Raw genomic sequence first — 20952 nt, 5'->3', positions numbered from 1 at the left:
GCGCCCAGGCGATAGAGCGGCGTGGCCCGGCCCTTTTCTGCCGGGTGCAGTGGAGTGCGCCGATGTTGACCCCCGCCCAGGCCCAGGATCGTTGCCAGGCCTTGATCGAACGCGCGCGCAAGGCTGGTGCCCAGGCGAGCGATGCGGTCTACCTCGCCAGCGGATCGGAAAGCGTGAGTGTGCGGCTGGGCGTGCTGGAAGACGTGGAACGGTCCGAATCCGAGCATATTGGCTTGCGCGTCTTCGTTGATGGCGCCGCGGCCTCGATCGGATCGACCGACCTGGGCGATGCCGCGTTAGAAGAACTGGCCCTGCGCGCCGTGGCCATGGCGCGCGCCGCGCCGCCTGATCGCTTTGCCGGCCTGGCGGACGAAACCCTGCTGGCGCGCGGCCCGCTCCCCGATCTGGCGCTCGACGATCCGGCCGAGCCCGCCCCGGCGGATCTGCGCCGCCTGGCGCAGGAAGCCGAAGAGGCCGCGCGGGCAATCGCCGGCGTGACCAACAGCGAAGGTGGCAGCGCCAGCAGCGGGCGCGGCATCGTCGCCCTTGCCACCAGCCATGGCTTTGCCGGCGCCTATGCCGCGACCAGCCATTCGATTTCCGCCAGTGTCATCGCCGGCGAGGGCGGCGCCCTGCAGCGCGATTATGCCTGGCGCAGTACCCGCTTTGCGGCGGACCTGCCCTCGCCCGCCCAGATCGGCCGGGAAGCGGGCGAGCGCGCCGTGGCGCGGCTCAACCCCGGCCGGGTGAAAAGCGGGGTCATGCCGGTGGTGTTCGATCCCCGGGTCGGCGCTTCGCTCGTCGGCCATCTGCTGGGCGCGATGGCGGGCGCGTCGATCGCCCGCCGCTCCAGCTTCCTCCTGGGCAAGGACGGCGCGCAGATTTTCGACAGCAGTGTGACCATCGCCGACGATCCGCTGCGCCGGCGCGGCATGCGCTCGCGCCCGTTCGACGGCGAGGGCCTGCCGACAGCACCGCGCAAGCTGGTCGATGCCGGCCGGCTGACGGGCTGGCTGATGGATAGCGCCGCCGCCCGCCAGCTCGGCGCCGTGCCGACCGGGCATGCGTCGCGCGGCGGGCCGGGGGCGCCGCATGTCACGGCCGGCAACGTGATTATCGAGGCGGGCATGCCGACGCGTGAAGCGCTGATCGCCGACATAGCCGACGGCGTCTACGTGACCGAGCTGATCGGCCACGGCGTCAACGGGGTGACCGGCGATTACAGCCGCGGCGCCACGGGCTTTCGCATCGTCAACGGGGAAATCGCCGGCCCGATCGCGGAATTCACCGTGGCCGGCAATCTGATAGACATGTTTGCGGCGATGATCCCGGCAAGCGACCTGGTCATCGAACGCGGTATCGACGTGCCGACGCTGCGTATCGACGGCATGAGCGTGGCGGGTGACTGAAGCAGCGTGTTGAATGTGATAGCGGTGATATCACGAGATATAGTAATTTACGCAAACCGGCTGCTCAATCCGCGATCATTGCTCTTAGAGTATCCAGCCGGTCGGCCTCGTGCGCCGGCTTGTCGGCCCGGATGCGATGAATACGGGGAAACCGCATGGCCAGGCCCGACTTGTGACGGCGGCTGGCATGGACGGAATCGAACGCCACTTCCAGCACCAGCAGCCGTTCCACTTCGCGCACCGGGCCAAAGCGGTTGACCGTATGCTGGCGCACATGGCGATCGAGCCATTTCAGCTCCGCGTCCGTAAAGCCGGAATAGGCTTTGCCCACCGGCAGCAATTCGGCCCCGGCATCGGGATCGCCATCCCAGCAGCCGAAGGTGAAATCCGAATAGAACGACGATCGCTTGCCGCTGCCTCGCTGGGCATACATCAACACGCAATCGATCATCAGCGGATCGCGCTTCCACTTGTACCACAGCCCCGCGCGCCGGCCGGATACATAGGGTGCATCGCGGCGCTTGAGCATCACGCCCTCGATCGCATCGTCGCGCGCGCGGGCGCGGATTTCGGCAAGCTGATCGAGGCTGGCCGCGGCGATCACCGGGGAAAGATCGAACCGCCCCGGGTCCAGCCGGGGCACCAGTTCCTCCAGCCGGGCCCGCCGCGCTTCCCAATCCGAGGCGCGCAGGTCCTCCCCTTCCAGCAAAAGCACATCGTAAAGGCGCACGAACGCGGGGTAATCGGCCAGCATCGCGCGGGTTACGCTCTTGCGGCCGAGCCGCTGCTGCAGCGCGTTGAAACTGGCTGCCCCGCCGGCCTCGCCACCCTGGTGGCTGCCGCGCACCAGCAGTTCGCCATCGAGCACGGCGGGCACGCGCAGCGCGTCGACCATTTCGGGAAAGCTGGCGGATATGTCATCGCCACCGCGCGAATAAAGCCGCGTCTCGCCGCCCCCGTCGCCCGCCACGTGCACCAGTTGCACGCGGATGCCGTCCCATTTCCATTCCGCCGCGAATGCCGCCATATCCACCACGGTGTCTTCCAGCGGCTGGGCCAGCATGAACGGACGGAACAGCGGCAGGGTTCGTCCCTCGGGCGCGGGCGCGCCGTGTGCCGCCCAGGCGAACAAGTCGACATAGGGCGGCGTCTGGCCATGCCAAAGTTCCTCGACCTGCTCCACATCCACGCCAAAGGCCTGAGCGAAGGCAACCTTGGCCAGGCGCGCGGATAGGCCGATGCGCATGGCGCCGGTGGCCAGCTTGAGCAGGGCATAGCGTCCGTTGGCATCGAGCCGGTCGAGCAGCCCGGCCAGCCGCTGCGCCGCCGTGGCGCGGGTGGCGCCGGCCAGCACTTCCACCGCTTCGGTCACGCCCGGCGGCGGGGGTTGCGGCGTGTCTGGCGCGGGCCACAGCAGGCTGGCGGTTTCGGCGGTATCCCCGACGTAGTCACGCGACAGGCGCCATAGCATTTCGTCGACCCGCGTATCGAGCAGCCCGCGCACGGTTCCGGCTTTCACCGCGGGGAAATCGAGCCCGCCGGTCAGGGCGGCCAAGGCCCAGCCACGATCGGGATCGGGCGTGGTGCGCAGATAATCGGCCAGCAGAGCCAGCTTGCCATTGCGCGAACGGGTATAGACCAGGCCATCGACAAGGGCGGCAAAGCGTTCCACCGGTCAATCGTCCTCGTCTTCATAGCCGACCAGCGCCAGCGCCCGTGCCCGGCGCTGATGCAGCGCGCACCAGCGCAGCAGGGCTTCTTCCCGCCCATGGGTGATCCAGGTTTCGGCCGGATCGACCTCGGCAATCGTGGCGGTGAGTTCGTCCCAGTCGGCATGGTCCGAAATCACCAGCGGCAGTTCGACATTGCGCTGACGCGCCCGTTGCCGCACCCGCATCCAGCCCGATGCCATGGCCGTGATCGGATCGGGCAGGCGACGGCTCCAGCGATCGTTGAGAGCCGAAGGGGGGCAGATGACGATCTGGCCGGCAAGAGCGGCTTTGGGCAGACCGGCGACTGTGCAGAGGTCGCCCAGATCGATGCCCCAGTCCCGATAGAGCGCGCACATGCGCTCCATCGCCCCATGGAGATAGATCGGGGCGTCATACCCCGCCTGGCGCAGTTCCGCGATCAGCCGCTGCGCCTTGCCAAGCGCATAGGCGCCGACCAGCACGCAGCGCGCGGGGTTTGCCGCCCGCGCGGCCAGCAGGCGGGCGATTTCCTCTCCGATCGGGGGGTGGCGGAACACCGGCAGGCCAAAAGTCGCTTCGGTAATGAACACGTCGCAGGCCACCGGCTGAAACGGCGGGCAGGTGGGATCGGGCCGCCGCTTGTAGTCCCCCGTCACGACCACGCGCTGGCCATCACGTTCCAGAAGGATCTGCGCGGAACCGAGAACATGGCCCGCTGGCACGAACGTGGCGCGGATGCCGCCGGCAAGATCGATGCTCTGGCCATAATCGACCGCGTGCCCCCCTTCGGGCATCACGCCATAACGCAGCGCCATGATCGCCAGGGTCGGCGCCGTGGCGATGGTCCGCCCATGTCCGCCCCGGGCATGATCGGCATGACCATGAGTCACCAGCGCCCGCGCCACGGCATGGGCCGGATCGATCCAGGCATCGGCCGGCGGCAGATAGATGCCCTGCGGCTCGGGGCGAATCCAGGCGAAATCGACAGGCATGTGCGGCGAGACAATGGGCCGGAGCGGCGATCGGTTCCAGATGCGCCTTGGGGCGCTCCTGCCGGGCCATGTTGCCTTGTCCGCCGGCGGGCCACCCGCGACAAAGGCAAGCATGGGCGGACGGGGGCGGTTAAGCCCCCTGCGGCTGCAACCCGCCATTGCCGCCACCGCCCAGGAAGCGGCGGCCGGCGCGGGGCACGGTGGCCCCCGGTGCGGCGATCGGGCGAGACGGGCCGGCAAAGGATTCCGGCCTTTCCAGCTGGCCGCCCTCCATCAGCGTCTTGATCTCGTCCCCGGTCAGCGTCTCGTATTCCAGCAAGGCCTGGGCCAGAACGTGCAGCTTGTCTTCGTTGGCGCGCAGGATCTCCACGGCGCGGGCATAGCCCTGATCGACCAGCGCACGGATTTCGCTGTCGATCAGCTTGTTGGTTTCTTCCGATGCCATCAGCCGCTGCGAACCGCCGATGCCGAGATAGCCTTCCTGCTGGTCTTCGTACTGCAGCGGGCCAAGCTTTTCCGACATGCCCCACTTCGTCACCATCGAACGGGCAAGGCCGGTGGCGTACTGGATATCACCCGATGCGCCCGACGAAACCTTGTCATGGCCGAACACGATTTCCTCGGCCACGCGGCCACCCATCGCCACCGACAAGTTCGCGTGCATCTTGTCGCGGTGATAGGAATAGCTGTCGCGCTCGGGCAGGCGCATGACCATGCCCAGCGCGCGGCCGCGCGGAATGATCGTGGCCTTGTGGATCGGGTCGGACGCCGGTTCGAAAACCGAGACGATGGCATGGCCGGCCTCGTGATAGGCGGTCATTTTCTTCTCGTCTTCGGTCATGACCATCGAGCGGCGCTCGGCACCCATCATGACCTTGTCCTTGGCGTCCTCGAATTCCTGCATGGCAACCAGGCGCTTGTTGCGCCGCGCGGCAAGCAGGGCCGCCTCGTTGACCAGATTGGCCAGATCCGCCCCCGAAAAGCCGGGCGTGCCGCGCGCGATCACGCGAGGGTTCACGTCGGGCGCCAGCGGCACTTTCTTCATGTGCACGCCAAGGATCTTTTCGCGGCCTTCGATATCGGGCACGGGCACCACCACCTGGCGGTCGAAACGGCCGGGCCGCAGCAGCGCAGGGTCGAGCACGTCGGGCCGGTTGGTGGCGGCAATGATGATAATGCCTTCGTTGGCCTCGAACCCGTCCATTTCCACCAGCAGTTGGTTCAGGGTCTGCTCGCGCTCGTCGTTGGAATTGCCCAGGCCATGGCCGCGATGGCGACCCACCGCGTCGATTTCGTCGATGAAGACGATGCAAGGCGCATTCTTCTTGGCCTGTTCGAACATGTCGCGCACGCGGCTGGCGCCCACGCCGACGAACATTTCCACGAAATCGGAGCCTGAAATGGTGAAGAACGGCACGCCGGCCTCACCGGCAATGGCGCGGGCCAGCAGCGTCTTGCCGGTGCCGGGGGAGCCGACCAGCAGGGCGCCCTTGGGGATCTGCCCGCCCAGTTTGGAAAAACGGCTGGGATCGCGCAGGAATTCGACGATTTCCTGCAGTTCCTCGCGCGCCTCGTCAATGCCGGCGACATCGTCGAACGTCACGCGGCCAGAGCGCTCGGTCAACAGCTTGGCCTTGGACTTGCCGAAGCCCATGGCCCCCGAACCGCCGCCTTTCTGCACCTGGCGCAAGGCAAAGAACGCAACGCCCAGGATCAGCAGGAACGGCAGCGACTGGGCCAGCACCCAGAGCAGCATGTTGGGCTGATCTTCCGCCTTGCCGGTATAGGGAACATTGTTGTCCTGCAGCAGCTTGGGCAGCGTTTCCTTGTCGCCCTCCACCGGGGTGGTGGTGAACGTCTGATCGTTCTTGAGCGTGCCGGTAATCTTGTCAGGCCCGATCTGCACGTCGCGCACGGCGCCTTCGGCCACGCGCGCACGGAAATCGGAATAGCCGATCGGCGTGCCCGAGACGTCGCCGCGTGCCCCGCCGAACATCGATACCACCAGCAGAAGGGCAAGGAAAATGCCTCCCCATACCAGAAGGCTCTTGATCCAGGGATTTCCCTGCGGCTGGTCATCGTTCATGGGCGTCGCAATCCTTTCGACAACGAAGGTAGGTGCGATCCGCCGAATGGCAAGTTGCCGAATCGCGCCGGCCGCCGCGGATGCCGCAATAACGGCAAGAAATCGCTGTTTCAGGTCGTCCGATGGGGTGCCGCCGGGGCAAAGCGCCAAAGCGCCCCGGCTCCTTCCCCGCGCACCCCGGCAAGCGTGGCCACCCGCCCCCGGGTCAAAGCGATATGCCAACGCGCCAGTTCCGCGCCGCGGGGCAGCGCGCCCTCGCCGCCCACCTGTACCAGCACCCGTTCCAGCAGGCGCAGGGCAAGAACCTGCGGCAGATCGGCGGGCACGGCCAGGTCGCCGCCGCCGCCCCGGGGATGCCATCCCTGCGCGAACAGGCGCGCTGCCGCCCAGTCGAGCGCGGCATCGGCTGCGCCCAGATGGCGCGCGCTCGCCGCCCAGCCCGCCGGGTCCAGCCATGCTGCCGCCGCCAGTCCGCTGCGCACCCGCGCCCGTTCGAAACGGGCGTCGCGATTGGATGGATCATCGGCCGCCACCAGGCCCGCCCTCGCCACCACCGCCGCCAGTTCGGCACGTCGCCAGCCCAGCACCGGGCGCAGCAGCGGCAGGGCGGCATCGCCCGGTACCGTCGCGCTGGCGCGCATGGCGCCCAGCCCGCGGACGCCGGCGCCGCGGTTCAGGCGCATCACCAGCGTTTCGGCCTGATCGTCGGCATGATGCGCCGTGGTGAGGGCAGCCAGGCCGGCCTGCCGCGCCCAGCCTGCCAGCGCGGCATAACGCGCCCTGCGCGCCCGCTCCTGCAACGCGCTACCGCCCGCAAGATCCAGTCTCAATATGGCATGGGGCACACCCAATCGCCCGCACAGCGCTGCCACGGCCTGCGCCTCAACCCCGGCTTCGGCACGCAAGCCGTGGTCGACCGTCGCTGCCGCGATCCGCCCCTGCCAATGGGCCGCCGCCAGCAGCAGCAGCGCGCAACTGTCTGGCCCGCCCGAAACGGCCACGCCGATCCGCGCCGTCTGCGGCAGGTTCAGCCCCGCCCAATCCCCGGCAAAGCGGGCGAGCGCCGCGGAATGGGGTACGAGCGCGGCAGCCGGCTCAATCGCACTTCACTCCCTTGACGGCAGCCTCGTACGGGTTCCTGAGGCGCCCGGCGATCTGATCGGGATAGGCATCGCGCAGTTCGGCAAAAGCGCCGCAGGCACGCTTGGTATCGTTGATCCGGGTCATCGCCACGCCCAGGTACAGCAGGCTGTCGGGCGCGCGTTCGCCTTTCTTGTCGCCCAGATAGTTCTGCAGGAACCACTGCGCCGCCGTACCCGGCTTGCCGTCGTCCAGAAAGGCGCGGCCCAGCAGGTTGCGCGCCAGGCTGATCTGCTTGGACTTGGGATAGGTGTTGACGAATTTGGTCAGCTGCATCTGCGCCTCGGGATAGAACCTGGCGTCATAAAGCCGATAGCCATAGGCGTATTCATCGGCCTGCTTGTCGCCGGTCGAAGGCTTTTCGATTGCCGCCACGGCGGCAACGCGATCGGCCGGCGGCCTGGGCGCGGCCTTTGCCGGCGCAGCAGCCGCCCCGGCCGGACGGGTGGCCGGCGCCTTTGCCACCGGCCCGCTGGCCGGTTCTCCCACCGGTGTCGGGCCGGCGGCAGGACCAGGAGCAGGCACCGGGGGCGAAGCCGGCGCAGCGGCCGTTTCCAGCGCGGCCACCCGGCTGTCAAGCTTGCTCAGGTGATGCTGGTTTTCCTCGCTCGCAGCGGTCACCTGGCGCAATTGCGCTTCCACGGCATCCAGCCGCGCCAGCACGTCCGTTAGTGGCGAAGCGGAGGCGGCAGGGGCGGGCGTGGGCGCCGGCGCGGCAGGCGTGATCTCCGGCCCGAACGTGCGCCCGGCTCCATCGGGGAACACTTTGCGCTGCAAGGCGCGGATTTCGGCCTCCAGCCGGCGCAGGCGCGCCTCGGTGTTTTCACCCGGGTTTGTCGCGCTCGGCGCGGCGCTCTGGGCAACGGCCCGCTGCGGCAGCGCCGGCACGGTTGCAAGGGCCAGGGCAAAAGCGCTGAAAAGCGCGGTGCCCGGCGCCATCCCCAGGCCGGCTGTGCGGAATTTGTTCTTCATGCTAACTCCCGTCTCGATCCTCAGCCGCTGCCGCTACCCTTGCCGCATCGCCCCCGCGCCTGCCCGGCATGAACGTCTCGCGCCTTATGCGCCCCTGCGCGGCGCAGCGCACACGGCCCGGTCAATCGGCTGTGGCCGCCGCCTCCGGCAGGCCAGAAGGCGTGGCATAGCGGGCGCCGGCCGCATCACCGCTGGCCGCAGCCGGGCCGGAAGCGGGCAGGGCACCATTGCCTTCCAACGGCGGAGCGGCCTCGTCGGCCCGCGCCCACAGGGCTCTCGCACTGATCGGCACGTCTTTGACGATACGCTGCTTTTCGGCAAGGCGCGGCACCGGCTGGCCGCCGATCGTGACAGTCAAGGCATCGGGACGGCCGGTCCACAACCGGGGATCGGCTACGCCGTCGGGCACCGTATAGGTCTCGCCTTTGGCCATCTGCTTCTGCATCAACTGGTTGCCGTCAGCATCGTAGAATTTCACCCAGATGCGGTCTTCCTGTGCAGTGAACACCACCGGGCCATCGGGGCGCGCGGGCGGCGCGCCAGGGGCCGGGGCCGGGACGGGGGCAGATACGGAAGGCACGGCGGCGGAAGATGCCGGCGGCGCCGGCTCTTGCGGGCCGACCAATGCGGGCAGTTCGGCCGATGGCCAGTAATAGCTGCGCCAGAACACCAGCCCGAGGCCCAGCGCCGCCACCACCAGCACGCCGGCAAGCCCGCTGACCATGCGCGAAGGCGTCTTGGCCGGATCGCCAGCCTCGAACTGGTGGATCACGCGGGCTTCGGCTGCGGGCGCACGCGCGCTCAGTTCCGTCCGCACCGCCTGCGTGATGGCGGCTTCATCCAGCCCCACCGCCTTGGCATAGCTGCGGGCAAAGCCCAGGGCATAGGGGCGGCCGGGCAACCTGTCGAACTGGCCCGCTTCCAGCGCCTCGACATGACGCGCGGTAATGCGGGTGCGCGCGGCAATGTCCTTGATCGAAAGACCCTGCGCCTCGCGCGCGGCACGCAGCGTGTGCCCAACGCCGGCAGGAGAGACCCCGGCATCGTGCAAGGAGGATGGAGAATCTGACTCGATCGAGTCGGCCAAGGCGCGGCTCCCGTCTTTCTTTGGCTTGTCGTGCAACCCGGTGGCTTTGAAACGCGGTTAAAAGTGGATCGTTGCAATTGCGCGAAAGTCAACCGTTTTGCGGCGCGCGAGACGTTAAACCAGCGCGAAACGGGTCCAATGCGCGAAACCGGCCCAATGCGCGAAACCGGCTGCGCGACCCGATCAGTCGCAATCGATTCCCTTCGAACTGGCCCATTGCATCAGCACGCCGCGCATGTCGGCCTGCGGCTGCGCCAGCCAGCCAGCCATGGCAGCGCGGATTTCGGCCAGATCGACTTTGCGGATCAACTCCTTTACCGGCCCGACCGCCGCCGGCGTGATCGACAGGCGGGTAAGCCCCACGCCCAGCAGTGCCAGCGCCTCCAGCCGCCGCCCGCCCATTTCCCCGCATACGGTCAGCGCGGTGCCGAACGGCGCCACCTCGCGCACCACCCGCGCCAGGAAGCGCAGGATCGCCGGGCTCAGCCAGTCATAGCGCTCGGCCAGCTTGGGATGGGCGCGATCGGCGGCAAACAGGAACTGGGTGAGATCGTTGGTGCCGACCGACAGAAACGAAAGCCGTGGCGCCAGAACATCGAGGCATTCGGCCAGCGCCGGCACTTCCAGCATCGCGCCATAGCGGATCGCCTCGGGAAGCACTTTCTTCTGCCGGCGCAGGAAAGCGACCTGGTTTTCGAACACCGTCTTGGCCGCATCGAATTCCCACGGTTCGGTCACCATCGGGAACATCACGTTCAGCGTGCGGCCGGCCGCTGCCTCGATCAAGGCGCGCGCCTGAACCTTGAGCAGCCCGTCCCGTTCCAGCGCCACGCGCAGGGCCCGCCAGCCCATGGCCGGGTTTTCCTCGGTCTCGCCACCGTTGTGGCGCAGATAGGGCAGGACCTTGTCCCCGCCGATGTCCACCGTGCGGAACACCACCGGGCGATCGCCGGCCGCTTCCAGCACATCGCGGTAAAGCCGGGTCTGCCGCTCGCGCTGGGGCAGCGTGGCCGAAACCAGAAACTGGAATTCGGTGCGAAACAGGCCAATGCCGTCGGCCCCGGTGAGGGGCAGCATCGGCATGTCGTCACGCAGGCCGGCGTTCATCATCACCGTGATGCGCTGCCCGTCGCGGGTCACCGGCTCCACGTCGCGCATCGTGGCATAGTGCGCCTGCCGCTCGCGATTCTTGGCAAAGCGCGCTTCGAACGCTTCCACCAGCGAGGGCGCCGGGCGCACGTCGATGACGCCCTGGTCGGCATCGAGCAGCAGCATGTCTCCCTCGCGCACTTTGCCGCGCAGCGCACGCACGCGGCCCACCACGGGAATGCCCATGGCCCGCGCCACGATCACCACGTGCGCCGTAAGCGAGCCTTCCTCCAGGATCACGCCTTTCAGCCGCCGCCGATCGTATTCCAGCAGTTCGGCTGGCCCCAGGTTGCGCGCGATGAGGATCGCATCGGCTTTCAGCCCCATGCTGGCGGCCGTCCCCAGCTGGCCCGACACGATCCGCAGCAGGCGGTTCGACAGGTCTTCAAGATCATGCATGCGATCGGCCAGCAGCGGATCGTCAATCTGGCGCATCCGCATGCGGGTGCGCTGCTGTACGCGCTCGATCGCGGCTTCGGCGGTCAGGCCGGAGTCGATCGCCTCGTTGATGCGGCGGCTCCAGCCTTCGTCATAGGCGAACATGCGATAGGTCTCGAGCACTTCCTCGTGCTCTCCCCCCACGCCGAATTCGGCCTGGCTGGCCATGCGGTCGATCTGCTCGCGCATCTTGTCGAACGCACGATAGACGCGTTGCCGCTCGGCCTCGGTATCCTCGGCGACCACGTGTTCGATCGTCACCCGTGGCTGGTGGAACACGGCCTGGCCCACCGCCAGCCCTTTCACCAGCGTCTGCCCCTTGAGGCGGTCAGGCCCCATCAGGTGATCGGGCACGCCCAGCACGTCTTCGTCGTCGATCAGTTCGGCATTGGCGATCAGTTCGGCCAGAACCATGGCCACGGTCTGCAAGGCTTCGATCTCCACCTCTTCATAGCGGCGGGGATCGACATGCTGGACAGCGACCACGCCCACGGCGCGCTGCCGGCGCACGATCGGCACGCCGGCGAAGGAGTGAAACCGTTCCTCCCCGGTTTCGGGGCGGAACGCGAAATCGGGGTGAGCCGCCGCTTCGGCCAGGTTCAGCGTCTCGATGTTCTGGGCGATCGTGCCCACCAGCCCCTCGCCCACCGCCATGCGGGTGACGTGCACGGCCGCCTGCTCCAGCCCGCGGGTCGCGAACAGTTCGAGCATGCCTTCGCGCAGGAGATAGATCGAGCAGACTTCGCTGTTCAGGTTCTCGCCGATCACGTCGACAATGCGGTTGAGCTTGGCCTGCGCGCCCGACCGCGAGGCCATGACCTCGTGCAGCGAGGTGAGGATCGCGCGGGCAGAGGCAACGGCAGTCAACATGGCCATGGCCTAGCGCAGCCCATGGCGTTTGCAAACGGGGGCATGAACCATAGCGGAATTATTCGTATGCGACGTGCCGATGCCGATAGGTCCGGCCGCCGCGCGACCGCATGGCGCACATATCAAAAGGCGCACATATCAAAAGGCCGGCACCCGTGGGAGCGCCGGCCTTGCTTCAATCCAGATACATGTTCGCCTGGACGGTCATCGCTGGCGCGGGATCAATGAAGCAGCGCCAGTTCTTCCTTGATGCGCAACTTGCGCCGCTTGAGCTGCATGAGCAGGGCCACATCGGGTGCGGGCCGTGCCATTTCCTCGGAAATCCGGCGTTCCAGGCCGGCGTGCTTCGTCTGCAAGGCGGTGATGTGCGTCGTTTCCATGCGTTGACCTCCTGAAGAGCGCGGCCAGAGCAGCCGCTGCCCGGTCAAAACCCGCGCGGGAGACATTCCCGTGCGGTCGGCCCCGGCGTCTTCGGCTCCAATGTTGCTGTTCTGCGAGTCGTCAACAGTCGGTGCGTTGTCATGGTCCCACATTCGCCGTATCTTGCAAGCGGAACAGCGCCGGTTCGCTCTGGCGTCGCGGTCACGTGTGGGGATTGATGACGAGATGTGCAGGATCAACGCCCAAGCGGCCCCGCCCCCTGGCCGGCAACCGGGCGGCAGCGTGACAGCCAGGGACGACGGACCAGCCAGGGACGGCGCAATCAGGAACGGCCCGATCAGAAATGGCCCGATCAGAAATGGCCCGATCAGAAATGGACAGCGCCGGCTCGGTGAGGTGTCGGCGTGACCGAAGAGGAAATGCGCAAGCGGCTCGAAGCTTTGCGGCTGGAGCATCGCGATCTCGACGTGGCGATCGATGCCCTGAGGCTGAGCGGCGCGGCAGACCAGCTGCAAGTGGCCCGGCTGAAGAAACGCAAATTGCTGCTGCGGGACCAGATCACGATGCTGGAAGACTATCTGATACCCGATATTATCGCATAATCCGGTGTGCTTGCATGCTCTGCCCAAGCCCGTGCGGCAATGGTCCGAAGCGTTCCGTATCGAGACAGGCATGACGCCCGCCGGGCCGAGGCGACCATACAGCATTGAGCATGCGGCCCGATCGGTCCTATGGCCGTCGTGGCCGCGTTAACGTCTGCCGCCTGCCCGTCTGCCGCCTTCACGTCTCGCAAGGTCCTGTCCCGATCGCCACCATGGCCGCCCTGCCCAGCGCGAACCCGCGCATCATCGAAGCGCTCTATGCCCAGGCGCTGACGCTGGCCGATCGCGCGCGCGATGAATTCGGGACGCTGCGACAGCAACCGGCCAACGACGTGGCCGCGCCCGATGGTCGACCGAAAGATCTGCCCAGAGACCTTGTGCGAGACCTTGTGCGCGTTCAAGCGAGTTGCGAAGCGCTGCGGACGACCACGCGGATCATGCATTGCCTGGCCTGGCTGCTCAACCATCGGGCCTGGCTGGCTGGGGAACTGACCGAGCCGCAACTGCGCCGCCACGGGCGCCTGATGGCGCATTTTCCGGCAAGCGATCCCGCCTGCGTCGCGCACCTGCCCCCCGCCGCCCAGGCCATCGTCCAGGAAAGCGAACTGCTTTACCAGCGCATCGACCGGCTGGAGCTGGCCTGGCAGACACCCAATGCCCCGGCCCTGGTCGATCTGCGCGAACGGCTGGAGCGCGCGCTGCAATGGCCGGCCGCCTGATCGCCGGAACTCTTTCGCCTTCGCATTTGCACAAGACCTGGCTTAGAGAAAGGCACCGCCCGGCAGGACCGGGTCAAGGCAAGGAGAGATTCGCGCAATGACCACCCAGACCTCCGTGCTCGAAAGCGCCGCGCCCGCCGCCCCCGCGCCCAATCCGCAATCGGGGCAACCGGTCACGCTCACCCGCTTCCTGATCGAACAGCAGCGCCGACCGGATTCCCCGTGTCAGCCGGGACTGCGCCTGCTGCTGGAAACGGTGGCACGGACGTGCAAGGCGATCAACTTTGCCATTTCCAAAGGCGCCCTGGGCGATGTTCTGGGATCGCTGGGTACGGACAACGTGCAGGGCGAAGTGCAGAAGAAGCTGGACGTCATCGCCAACGACCTGCTGCTCGATGCCAACGAATGGGGCGGGCAACTCGCGGCCATGGCTTCGGAAGAAATGGAAACGCTCCATCCGATTCCCGGCCGCTTTCCCAAGGGCGAATACCTGCTGCTGTTCGATCCGATCGACGGATCGAGCAATATCGATGTCAACCTTTCGGTGGGCACGATCTTTTCCGTGCTGCGCGCGCCGGAAGGCTGCGCCGGGCGCGACGTGGTCGAAGCCGATTTCCTGCAGCCCGGAGCGGAGCAAGTGGCTGCCGGCTACGCCATCTACGGCCCGCAGACGCTGTTGGTGCTGACTGTCGGCACCGGCGTCTATGAATTCACGCTCGACCGCGAGATCGGCTCGTGGCGGATGACCGACGGGCCGATGCAGATGCCCCACGGCAACCGCGAATTCGCGGTCAACACGGCACGGCGGCGGCAGTGGTCACCCCATGTGGCGCGTTACATCGAGAACCGCATCGAGGGCACCCAAGGCCTCTTGGGCATCGATTACAACATGCGCTGGACCGGCTCGATGGTGGCCGACGTGCACCGCATTCTCAAGCGTGGGGGGGTATTCCTCTATCCGGCCGATCACCGCACGCCGGGCAAGGCACGGTTGCGCCTGCTTTACGAAGCCAATCCGATGAGCTTCCTGATCGAGCAGGCCGGCGGGGCGGCGAGCAGCGGGACGGCACGCATCCTCGACGTGCAGCCCGACAGCCTCCACCAGCGCATCGGCGTCATTCTGGGCGATCCGGCCGAAGTGGCCGCGGCCAGCGAGCCGCAAGGCTGACGGCCGCCGGCGCAAGGGGGGCGAAAATGGGCGGGATCGGGGCCGGGATCGGTATGGCAGCGGCGCAGGATCTGGCGCGGCGGGTGGAAGCTTTCGTGCGCGACGTGGTCGTGCCGTGTGAACGGGACCCGCGGCGTGACCACCATGGCGCGCCGACCGACGATCTGGTGCAGGAACTGCGCGACAAGGCGCGGCAGGCGGGCGTGCTAACGCCGCATATCCTGCCCGATGGCCGCCACCTGACCCAGCGCGAAACCGCCGTGGTGCTCATCGCCACGGGGCTTTCCCCCCTGGGGCCGCTGGCCTGCAACACCGCCGCGCCCGACGAGGGCAATATGTACCTGCTGGGCAAAGTGGGCAGCCCTGCCATGCGCGAGCGGTTTCTGGCGCCCCTGGTGGAGGGCCGTGCGCGATCGGCCTTTTTCATGACCGAACCGGCCGAGCTGCAAGGTGCCGGGTCGGACCCTTCGATGATGGTCACCACCTGCCGCAAGGACGGCAACCACTGGGTGATCGACGGGACGAAGTGCTTTATCACCGGCGCCGACGGCGCCCGGGTGGGCATTGTCATGGCGCGATCGGAAGACCCGGCCAGCCAGGGCGAGGCCTGCATGTTCCTGGTCGATCTGCCGCACCCGGCGATCCGCATCGTGCATGTGCCCAACACGATCGACAGCTCGATGCCGGGCGGCCATGCCACGGTATCGATCGAAAATCTGCGCGTGCCGGCCGACCAGATGCTGGGCGAGGCGGGCGAAGGGTTCCGCTATGCCCAGGTGCGCCTGGCGCCGGCGCGGCTTTCCCACTGCATGCGCTGGCTGGGCGCGTGCCGGCGCGCCGACGAGATCGCCACCGACTATGCCAACCGCCGCATGGCGTTCGGCAAGGCCCTGATCGATCACGAAGGCGTGGGTTTCATGCTGGCGGAAAACCTGATCGATCTGAAGCAGGCCGAACTGATGATCGATTGGTGCGCCGGCGTGCTCGACAGCGGCGATCTGGGCACTGCGGAAAGCAGCATGGCCAAAGTGGCCGTATCGGAAGCCCTGATGCGGGTGGCCGATCGCTGCGTCCAGGTGATGGGCGGCACCGGGGTCACCGACCGGACGATCGTGGAGCAGGTGTTCCGCGAGATCCGCGCGTTCCGGATCTATGACGGCCCGACCGAAGTCCACAAATGGAGCCTGGCCAGAAAGATCAAGCGTACGTGGAAACAGGCCCATGGCCACTGAACCCTTGGGGCCGGGCCCCGCGCAGATCGCGCAGGCCAATGCCGGCGTGGGGGCGGTGCGCACGGCGCTGAACGAAAGTGCGCTGGCCGCCTGGCTGGCTGCCCATGTCGAAGGCTTTACCGGGCCGGTGCGCGTGGCGCAGTTCAACGGCGGCCAGTCCAACCCCACCTATCGCCTCGATACGCCGGCAGGATCGTACGTCTTGCGGCGCAAGCCCCCCGGGGCCGTGCTGAAAGGCGCACACGACGTGCTGCGCGAAGCGCGCGTGCAGCAGGCGCTGGCGACAAGCGCCGTACCCGTGGCGCGCATCCTGGGCGTGTGCGAGGATGAAAGCGTGATCGGCAGCGCGTTCTACGTCATGGAGATGGTGGAAGGGCGCGTGTTCTGGGACGCCAGCCTTGCCCAGGTGCCCAAGGCCGAACGCGCCGCCTATTTCGACGCGATGAACCGGACGATCGCCGCTCTGCACGGGGTCGATCCCATGGCCGTTGGTCTGGCCGACTATGGCAGGCCGGGCAATTATTTCGCCCGGCAGATCGGCCGCTGGTCGCGCCAGTATCTGGACGACGGACTGGCCGGGCGCGATCGCGACATGGATGCGCTGGTCGAATGGCTGCCCACGGCCATTCCGCAAGACGATGCGACAGGCCTGGTCCACGGCGATTTCCGCTGCGACAACCTGATCTTTCACCCGCAGGAACCGCGCGTGCTGGCCGTGCTGGACTGGGAGCTTTCAACCTTGGGCCACCCTTTGGCCGACTTTGCCTATCACGCGCTGATGTATCGCATGCCGCCCGATATCGTCGCGGGCATAGGCGGGGCCGATCCGGCCTCGCTGGGCCTGCCGACCGAGGCGGACTATATCGCCCGCTATTGCGCGCTTACCGGGCGCGACGACATTGCCGACTGGAATTTCCACGTCGCGTTCCAGTTCTTCCGGCTGGCCGCGATCTTTCACGGGATCAAGGGCCGCGTGCTGCGCGGCACGGCAACGAATGCCCAGGCGGCTGCCCGCGCACAGGCGCTGCCACGCCTCACACGGCTGGGCCGCGAAGCGATGGAGGCATGCGCATGAGCGAGGATCTGGTCCTTTTCGAGCGGCAGGGCGCCGTGGCGGTCGTGACATTCAACCGCCCCGCGGCGGGCAATGCCCTGGACATGGCAATGGCCGAGCGGCTGGACCGGCAGATCGACGTGGCCGTCGCCGATGCGCAGGTGCGCTGCGTGGTGCTGACCGGGGCGGGCAAGCTGTTCTGCGCCGGCGGAGACGTGGGCGCATTCGGCAGTGCCAGCGAAGGCCCGGCCGCGTTTCTCTTTGCCCTGGCGGGCATCCTGCATCGCACGGTGCGCAAGCTCGCCTCGATGCACAAGCCGCTCGTCACCCTCGTCAACGGCCCGGCGGCGGGCGCCGGGCTGAGCCTGGCGATCCTGGGCGATGTGGTGCTGGCCGTGCCCACCGCGCATTTCACGCCGGCTTACGGGCTGCTCGGGCTGACGCCCGATGGCGGCATGAGCTGGACTCTGCCGCGCGTGGTGGGCCTGCGCCGCGCGCAGGAAATGATCCTGACCAACCGCCGTGTCGGCGCCGAAGAGGCCGAAGCCATTGGTTTGATCACCCGCACGGTGGCGGCCGGGGCGCTGATGGACGAAGGCCTGGCGGTGGCGCAGCGCCTGGCACAAGGCCCGGTGAGCGCCATTGCCGGCGCGCGCGGCCTGCTGGCGCGCAGCCTGCAGCACGATCTGGCCACCCAGCTCGATCTGGAACTGGTGCGCATTGCCGAAGCCGCCGCCGGGGCCGAAGGTGCCGAAGGCATTGCCGCCTTCACGCAGCGCCGGCCGCCGCGTTTCGTGTGAACGGCTGGCAGCCTACCCCAGCCGTGCCAGGATCGCCCTGGCCTGTTCGAGATGCGGGCGGTCGATCATGCGGCCATCAAGCTGCGCCACGCCCAGCGCCGGATCGGCGGCGAACAGCGCAACGATGCGGCGCGCATGCGCGATTTCCGCCGCAGTGGGCGCAAAAGCCTGGTTGATCACCGGCACCTGCGCCGGATGAAGCGCCATCATGCCGGTAAAGCCGTCGCGCCGGGCGCGGGCGGCATAGGCGGCAAGGCCCGCGGCATCGGCCAGGGCCGGATAGACCGTTTCGATCGCGGCAACGCCCGCCTTGTGCGCGGCGAACAGCGTAAGGCTGCGCACGAGTTCGTAAGGGGGTGTATAGCGGCCATCGGCTTCGCGCGCGGCGGTGGCACCGATGGCGGCCGGCAGGTCTTCCGCGCCCCAGGTCAGGCCGGCGAGCGCCGCGCGCACATCGCCATAGCTGCCCAGTTCGAACACCGCGGCGGGGGTTTCGGTGGCAATCGGCAGGATCGGCACCGCTTGCCCGCCCATCAGCGCCAGCAGGGTGCCAACGCTCTCGGCCCCTTCCGCCTTGGGCAGCACCAGGGCATCGGGCCGGCCCGGCAGGACAGCGGCAAGATCGGCCGCGATCAGCCCGCTTTCCAACGGATTGACGCGCACGAAAACCGGGCATCGCCGCGCCCCGGCAAGGAATTGCGCCACGGCATCGCGCCCGGCTGCCTTGGCGCCGAGCGCCACGGAATCCTCGAGATCGAGAATGACGGCGTCAGCGCCGCTTGCGGTGGCCTTGGCAAAGCGGTCGGGCCGGTCGGCCGGCACGAACAGCAGCGACCGCCACGTCATGTCGCGGTGCCTGCATCGGGGCCGGCCGCGATCAAGGCGCTGCGTCTGCAGCGGCAGACCACTTCGCCACGCTGGTTGATCAACGCATGCGCGAAAGTGACTATCCCCGCGCCGGGGCGGGAACGCGAGGGGCGGGTTTCCACCACTTCGCTCGTGGCATGCAGCGTGTCGCCGATGAACACCGGCGCGGGCATGACCACGGCGTCGTACCCGAGGTTGGCAATGAGGGTGCCCAGCGTGGTTTCTCCCACGGACAGGCCGACCATCAGCGCGAACGTGTACGTGCCGTTGACCAGGATCTGGCCGAACTCGCTGGCGCGTGCCGCCTCGGCATCGAGGTGCAGCGGCTGCGGGTTGTGCGTCATGCACGAAAACAGCAGGTTGTCGGTCTCGGTCACGGTGCGGCGGATCGGATGCTCGATCCGGTCACCCTCCTGCCATTCCGCGAAATAGCGTCCCGCCATCGTCAATCCTCTCGCGGTATGATGCGCACCAGCAGGGCATCGACCTGCACCTGGGCGCCTGGCGCCGTTTCCAGCGCTTCGACCACGCCATCGAACGGCGCGACAAGTGTGTGTTCCATTTTCATCGCTTCGAGCGTCAGCAGCTTCTGCCCCCTGGCCACCGCATCGCCCCGGTTCACCGCCACCATGAGGACGCGACCGGGCATGGGGGCCAAGATCGCGCCATCGCCGGCGGCCGCGCCGTCGCCCGGCCGATGATGCCAGGGTTCGAGCAGCCAGGTTTGGCCATTTTCGCAAACCAGGGCTGACGCGGCCGGGGCACCGCCGGCAGCCCCGCCATTCAGCGCGATTTCCACGGGATTGCCCTCGAGCAGGAACCAGGCGGTGCGCATGGGTGCCGCATTGAGGCGCAAACCCGGCGCCGGCCCGGGCGCGACCAGCCGCGCGGCCGCGCGGGCCAGAGCGGCAGGCGATGGTGCGACAGGCTCTGCCATGGCAGCCCCATCGCGCGCGATCAGGCCGGTATCGACCTGCCCGGCGGCGACCTGGCGGTGGGCCAACAGACGCGAGAGAAACGCGGCATTGGTGCGCACGGGCCAGACCGCCGTTTCTCGCAGGCTGGCGGCAAGCCGGTCGATCGCCTGGCCCCGCGTGGTGCCATGGGCAATAACCTTGGCGACCATCGGATCATAGAACGGCGTGATCGTGTCGCCCTGCGCGACGCCCGTATCGATCCGCACGCCATCGCCCTGGCCGAAACGCAGGTGATCGAGCCGCCCGATCGAGGGCAAAAAGCCCTTGGCCGGATCTTCGGCATAGAGGCGTGCTTCCATTGCCCAGCCCCGGATCGCCAGGTCTTCCTGGCGACAGGGCAGTGGCTCGCCACTGGCCACGCGGATCTGCCATTCGACCAGGTCCTGGCCGGTGATCGCCTCGGTCACCGGGTGTTCCACCTGCAGGCGGGTGTTCATTTCCATGAACCAGATGCGGTCCGCGCGCAGCCCTGCGGATGCATCGGCAATGAATTCCACCGTCCCCGCGCCCTGATAGCCGACCGCCTGCGCCGCGCGCACGGCCGCCTCGCACACCGCGGCGCGTGTGGTCTCGTCCATGCCCGGGGCCGGCGCCTCCTCGATCACTTTCTGATGGCGGCGCTGCAGCGAGCAATCGCGCTCGAACAGGTGGACCACCTGGCCGTGGCTGTCGCCGAACACCTGCACTTCGATATGGCGGGGCGAAAGGATGTACTTCTCGATCAGGACGTGGGCATTGCCGAACGCCGCCGCGGCTTCGCGCTGGCACGACGCGAGCGCATCGGCAAAGTCTTCGCCGCGTTCCACCAGGCGCATGCCCTTGCCGCCGCCGCCCGCCACCGCCTTGATCAGCACGGGGTAACCCACCTTGGCGGCTTCCTGTGCCAGGAAAGCCGCGTCCTGGTTCTGCCCCAGATAGCCCGGCGTGGTCGGCACCCCGGCTTCCTGCATCAGGGCCTTGGCCGCGTCTTTCAGCCCCATCGCGGAAATCGCGGCGGGCGGCGGGCCAATCCACACCAGCCCCGCATCGATCACGGCCTGGGCAAAGGCGGCGTTCTCCGACAGGAAGCCATAGCCGGGATGGATGCCCTGCGCCCCGGTTTCCAGCGCGGCGGCGATGATCCGCTCGCCCACAAGATAGGACTCGCGCGGGGCCGCCCCGCCGATGGCCACCGCCCGGTCTGCCAGGCGCACGTGCATGGCCCGGGCATCGGCGTCGGAATGCACCGCCACCGTGCGCAGTCCCAGGCGGCGGGCGGTGCGGATGATCCGGCAGGCGATTTCGCCACGATTGGCGATGAGGATCGATTCGATCATGC

Annotated in this window: 18 protein-coding genes; 7 read left to right on the top strand and 11 right to left on the bottom strand. The window is 67.9% G+C overall.

The features are described 5' to 3' along the window. Positions 1-62 precede the first annotated feature (62 nt). Entirely contained in the window at positions 63-1409 is a 1347-nt protein-coding gene (locus tag AC3EDY_RS04150; protein ID WP_488571200.1) for a TldD/PmbA family protein, read from the top strand. 64 nt (positions 1410-1473) lie between these two features. Here the strand turns inward: AC3EDY_RS04150 and AC3EDY_RS04145 are convergent, their stop codons facing one another. The 8 genes from AC3EDY_RS04145 to AC3EDY_RS04110 all read right to left on the bottom strand — a co-directional run bounded on the left by AC3EDY_RS04145 (position 1474) and on the right by AC3EDY_RS04110 (position 12214). After that, entirely contained in the window at positions 1474-3081 is a 1608-nt protein-coding gene (locus AC3EDY_RS04145; RefSeq protein ID WP_488571199.1) for a cisplatin damage response ATP-dependent DNA ligase, read from the bottom strand. Positions 3082-3084: 3 nt separating this feature from the next. Continuing rightward, positions 3085-4092 carry a ligase-associated DNA damage response exonuclease gene (locus AC3EDY_RS04140; RefSeq protein ID WP_488571198.1) on the bottom strand — a complete coding sequence of 336 codons (1008 nt, stop codon included), beginning with the start codon at positions 4090-4092 and terminating at the stop codon, positions 3085-3087. A gap of 130 nt (positions 4093-4222) precedes the next feature. Then, entirely contained in the window at positions 4223-6178 is a 1956-nt protein-coding gene (gene ftsH / locus AC3EDY_RS04135) for an ATP-dependent zinc metalloprotease FtsH (RefSeq protein WP_488571197.1), read from the bottom strand. A 110-nt stretch (positions 6179-6288) separates the two neighbouring features. Next, positions 6289-7203, bottom strand: a complete 915-nt coding sequence (tilS, locus tag AC3EDY_RS04130; RefSeq protein ID WP_488571222.1) for a tRNA lysidine(34) synthetase TilS — start codon at positions 7201-7203, stop codon at positions 6289-6291. Positions 7204-7273: 70 nt separating this feature from the next. Beyond that, positions 7274-8290 carry a tetratricopeptide repeat protein gene (locus AC3EDY_RS04125; RefSeq protein ID WP_488571196.1) on the bottom strand — a complete coding sequence of 339 codons (1017 nt, stop codon included), beginning with the start codon at positions 8288-8290 and terminating at the stop codon, positions 7274-7276. A gap of 121 nt (positions 8291-8411) precedes the next feature. Further along, positions 8412-9341: a helix-turn-helix domain-containing protein gene (locus tag AC3EDY_RS04120; protein ID WP_488571195.1), complete on the bottom strand. Its 930-nt coding sequence runs from the start codon at positions 9339-9341 to the stop codon at positions 8412-8414. 219 nt (positions 9342-9560) lie between these two features. Next, entirely contained in the window at positions 9561-11840 is a 2280-nt protein-coding gene (gene ptsP, locus AC3EDY_RS04115) for a phosphoenolpyruvate--protein phosphotransferase (protein WP_488571194.1), read from the bottom strand. A gap of 215 nt (positions 11841-12055) precedes the next feature. Then, on the bottom strand, positions 12056-12214 hold the full coding sequence (locus AC3EDY_RS04110; RefSeq protein WP_168555703.1) for a YdcH family protein: 159 nt from the start codon (positions 12212-12214) through the stop codon (positions 12056-12058). Between the two features lie 405 nt (positions 12215-12619). Here AC3EDY_RS04110 and AC3EDY_RS04105 point away from each other — a divergent pair, with 405 nt between their 5' ends. The 6 genes from AC3EDY_RS04105 to AC3EDY_RS04080 all read left to right on the top strand — a co-directional run bounded on the left by AC3EDY_RS04105 (position 12620) and on the right by AC3EDY_RS04080 (position 17790). Further along, on the top strand, positions 12620-12817 hold the full coding sequence (locus AC3EDY_RS04105; RefSeq protein ID WP_488571193.1) for a YdcH family protein: 198 nt from the start codon (positions 12620-12622) through the stop codon (positions 12815-12817). A 110-nt stretch (positions 12818-12927) separates the two neighbouring features. After that, positions 12928-13536, top strand: coding sequence for a DUF1465 family protein (locus tag AC3EDY_RS04100; RefSeq protein ID WP_488571221.1), 609 nt, complete (start codon positions 12928-12930; stop codon positions 13534-13536). A gap of 97 nt (positions 13537-13633) precedes the next feature. After that, on the top strand, positions 13634-14704 hold the full coding sequence (locus AC3EDY_RS04095; RefSeq protein ID WP_488571192.1) for a class 1 fructose-bisphosphatase: 1071 nt from the start codon (positions 13634-13636) through the stop codon (positions 14702-14704). A 26-nt stretch (positions 14705-14730) separates the two neighbouring features. Continuing rightward, positions 14731-15936 (top strand): acyl-CoA dehydrogenase family protein, encoded by a 1206-nt coding sequence (locus AC3EDY_RS04090; RefSeq protein ID WP_488571191.1) that lies wholly within the window; start codon positions 14731-14733, stop codon positions 15934-15936. Then, on the top strand, positions 15926-17011 hold the full coding sequence (locus AC3EDY_RS04085) for a phosphotransferase family protein (RefSeq protein WP_488571190.1): 1086 nt from the start codon (positions 15926-15928) through the stop codon (positions 17009-17011). Before AC3EDY_RS04090 ends, AC3EDY_RS04085 begins: the two co-directional genes overlap by 11 nt. Further along, on the top strand, positions 17008-17790 hold the full coding sequence (locus tag AC3EDY_RS04080; RefSeq protein ID WP_488571189.1) for an enoyl-CoA hydratase/isomerase family protein: 783 nt from the start codon (positions 17008-17010) through the stop codon (positions 17788-17790). The genes AC3EDY_RS04085 and AC3EDY_RS04080 overlap by 4 nt, the downstream gene beginning before the upstream one ends. 12 nt (positions 17791-17802) lie before the next feature. Here AC3EDY_RS04080 and AC3EDY_RS04075 read toward each other — a convergent pair whose 3' ends face one another. From AC3EDY_RS04075 to AC3EDY_RS04065, 3 genes are read right to left on the bottom strand one after another with little or no spacing between them, the layout of a single operon-like run. Beyond that, positions 17803-18636, bottom strand: coding sequence for an HpcH/HpaI aldolase/citrate lyase family protein (locus AC3EDY_RS04075; protein WP_488571188.1), 834 nt, complete (start codon positions 18634-18636; stop codon positions 17803-17805). Beyond that, entirely contained in the window at positions 18633-19100 is a 468-nt protein-coding gene (locus AC3EDY_RS04070; RefSeq protein WP_488571187.1) for a MaoC family dehydratase, read from the bottom strand. The genes AC3EDY_RS04075 and AC3EDY_RS04070 overlap by 4 nt, the downstream gene beginning before the upstream one ends. 2 nt (positions 19101-19102) lie before the next feature. Continuing rightward, positions 19103-20950, bottom strand: coding sequence for an acetyl/propionyl/methylcrotonyl-CoA carboxylase subunit alpha (locus AC3EDY_RS04065; protein ID WP_488571186.1), 1848 nt, complete (start codon positions 20948-20950; stop codon positions 19103-19105). Positions 20951-20952 lie beyond the last annotated feature (2 nt).

It is taken from the genome of Novosphingobium sp. DS6-6 (genome assembly GCF_057784975.1).
Note: the sequence above shows the minus strand (reverse complement) of the source record. Positions and strands in the feature narration are given on the sequence as shown.

Bases quoted from the DNA above. Each gene is read 5' to 3' on its own strand.
- AC3EDY_RS04150 (WP_488571200.1), top strand. From the start codon at position 63: ATGTTGACCCCCGCCCAGGCCCAGGATCGTTGCCAGGCCTTGATCGAA.
- AC3EDY_RS04140 (WP_488571198.1), bottom strand. From the start codon at position 4,092: ATGCCTGTCGATTTCGCCTGGATTCGCCCCGAGCCGCAGGGCATCTAT.
- ftsH (WP_488571197.1), bottom strand. From the start codon at position 6,178: ATGAACGATGACCAGCCGCAGGGAAATCCCTGGATCAAGAGCCTTCTG.
- AC3EDY_RS04125 (WP_488571196.1), bottom strand. From the start codon at position 8,290: ATGAAGAACAAATTCCGCACAGCCGGCCTGGGGATGGCGCCGGGCACC.
- ptsP (WP_488571194.1), bottom strand. From the start codon at position 11,840: ATGGCCATGTTGACTGCCGTTGCCTCTGCCCGCGCGATCCTCACCTCG.
- AC3EDY_RS04110 (WP_168555703.1), bottom strand. From the start codon at position 12,214: ATGGAAACGACGCACATCACCGCCTTGCAGACGAAGCACGCCGGCCTG.
- AC3EDY_RS04100 (WP_488571221.1), top strand. From the start codon at position 12,928: ATGCGGCCCGATCGGTCCTATGGCCGTCGTGGCCGCGTTAACGTCTGC.
- AC3EDY_RS04095 (WP_488571192.1), top strand. From the start codon at position 13,634: ATGACCACCCAGACCTCCGTGCTCGAAAGCGCCGCGCCCGCCGCCCCC.
- AC3EDY_RS04090 (WP_488571191.1), top strand. From the start codon at position 14,731: ATGGGCGGGATCGGGGCCGGGATCGGTATGGCAGCGGCGCAGGATCTG.
- AC3EDY_RS04085 (WP_488571190.1), top strand. From the start codon at position 15,926: ATGGCCACTGAACCCTTGGGGCCGGGCCCCGCGCAGATCGCGCAGGCC.
- AC3EDY_RS04080 (WP_488571189.1), top strand. From the start codon at position 17,008: ATGAGCGAGGATCTGGTCCTTTTCGAGCGGCAGGGCGCCGTGGCGGTC.
- AC3EDY_RS04075 (WP_488571188.1), bottom strand. From the start codon at position 18,636: ATGACGTGGCGGTCGCTGCTGTTCGTGCCGGCCGACCGGCCCGACCGC.
- AC3EDY_RS04070 (WP_488571187.1), bottom strand. From the start codon at position 19,100: ATGGCGGGACGCTATTTCGCGGAATGGCAGGAGGGTGACCGGATCGAG.
- AC3EDY_RS04065 (WP_488571186.1), bottom strand. From the start codon at position 20,950: ATGATCGAATCGATCCTCATCGCCAATCGTGGCGAAATCGCCTGCCGG.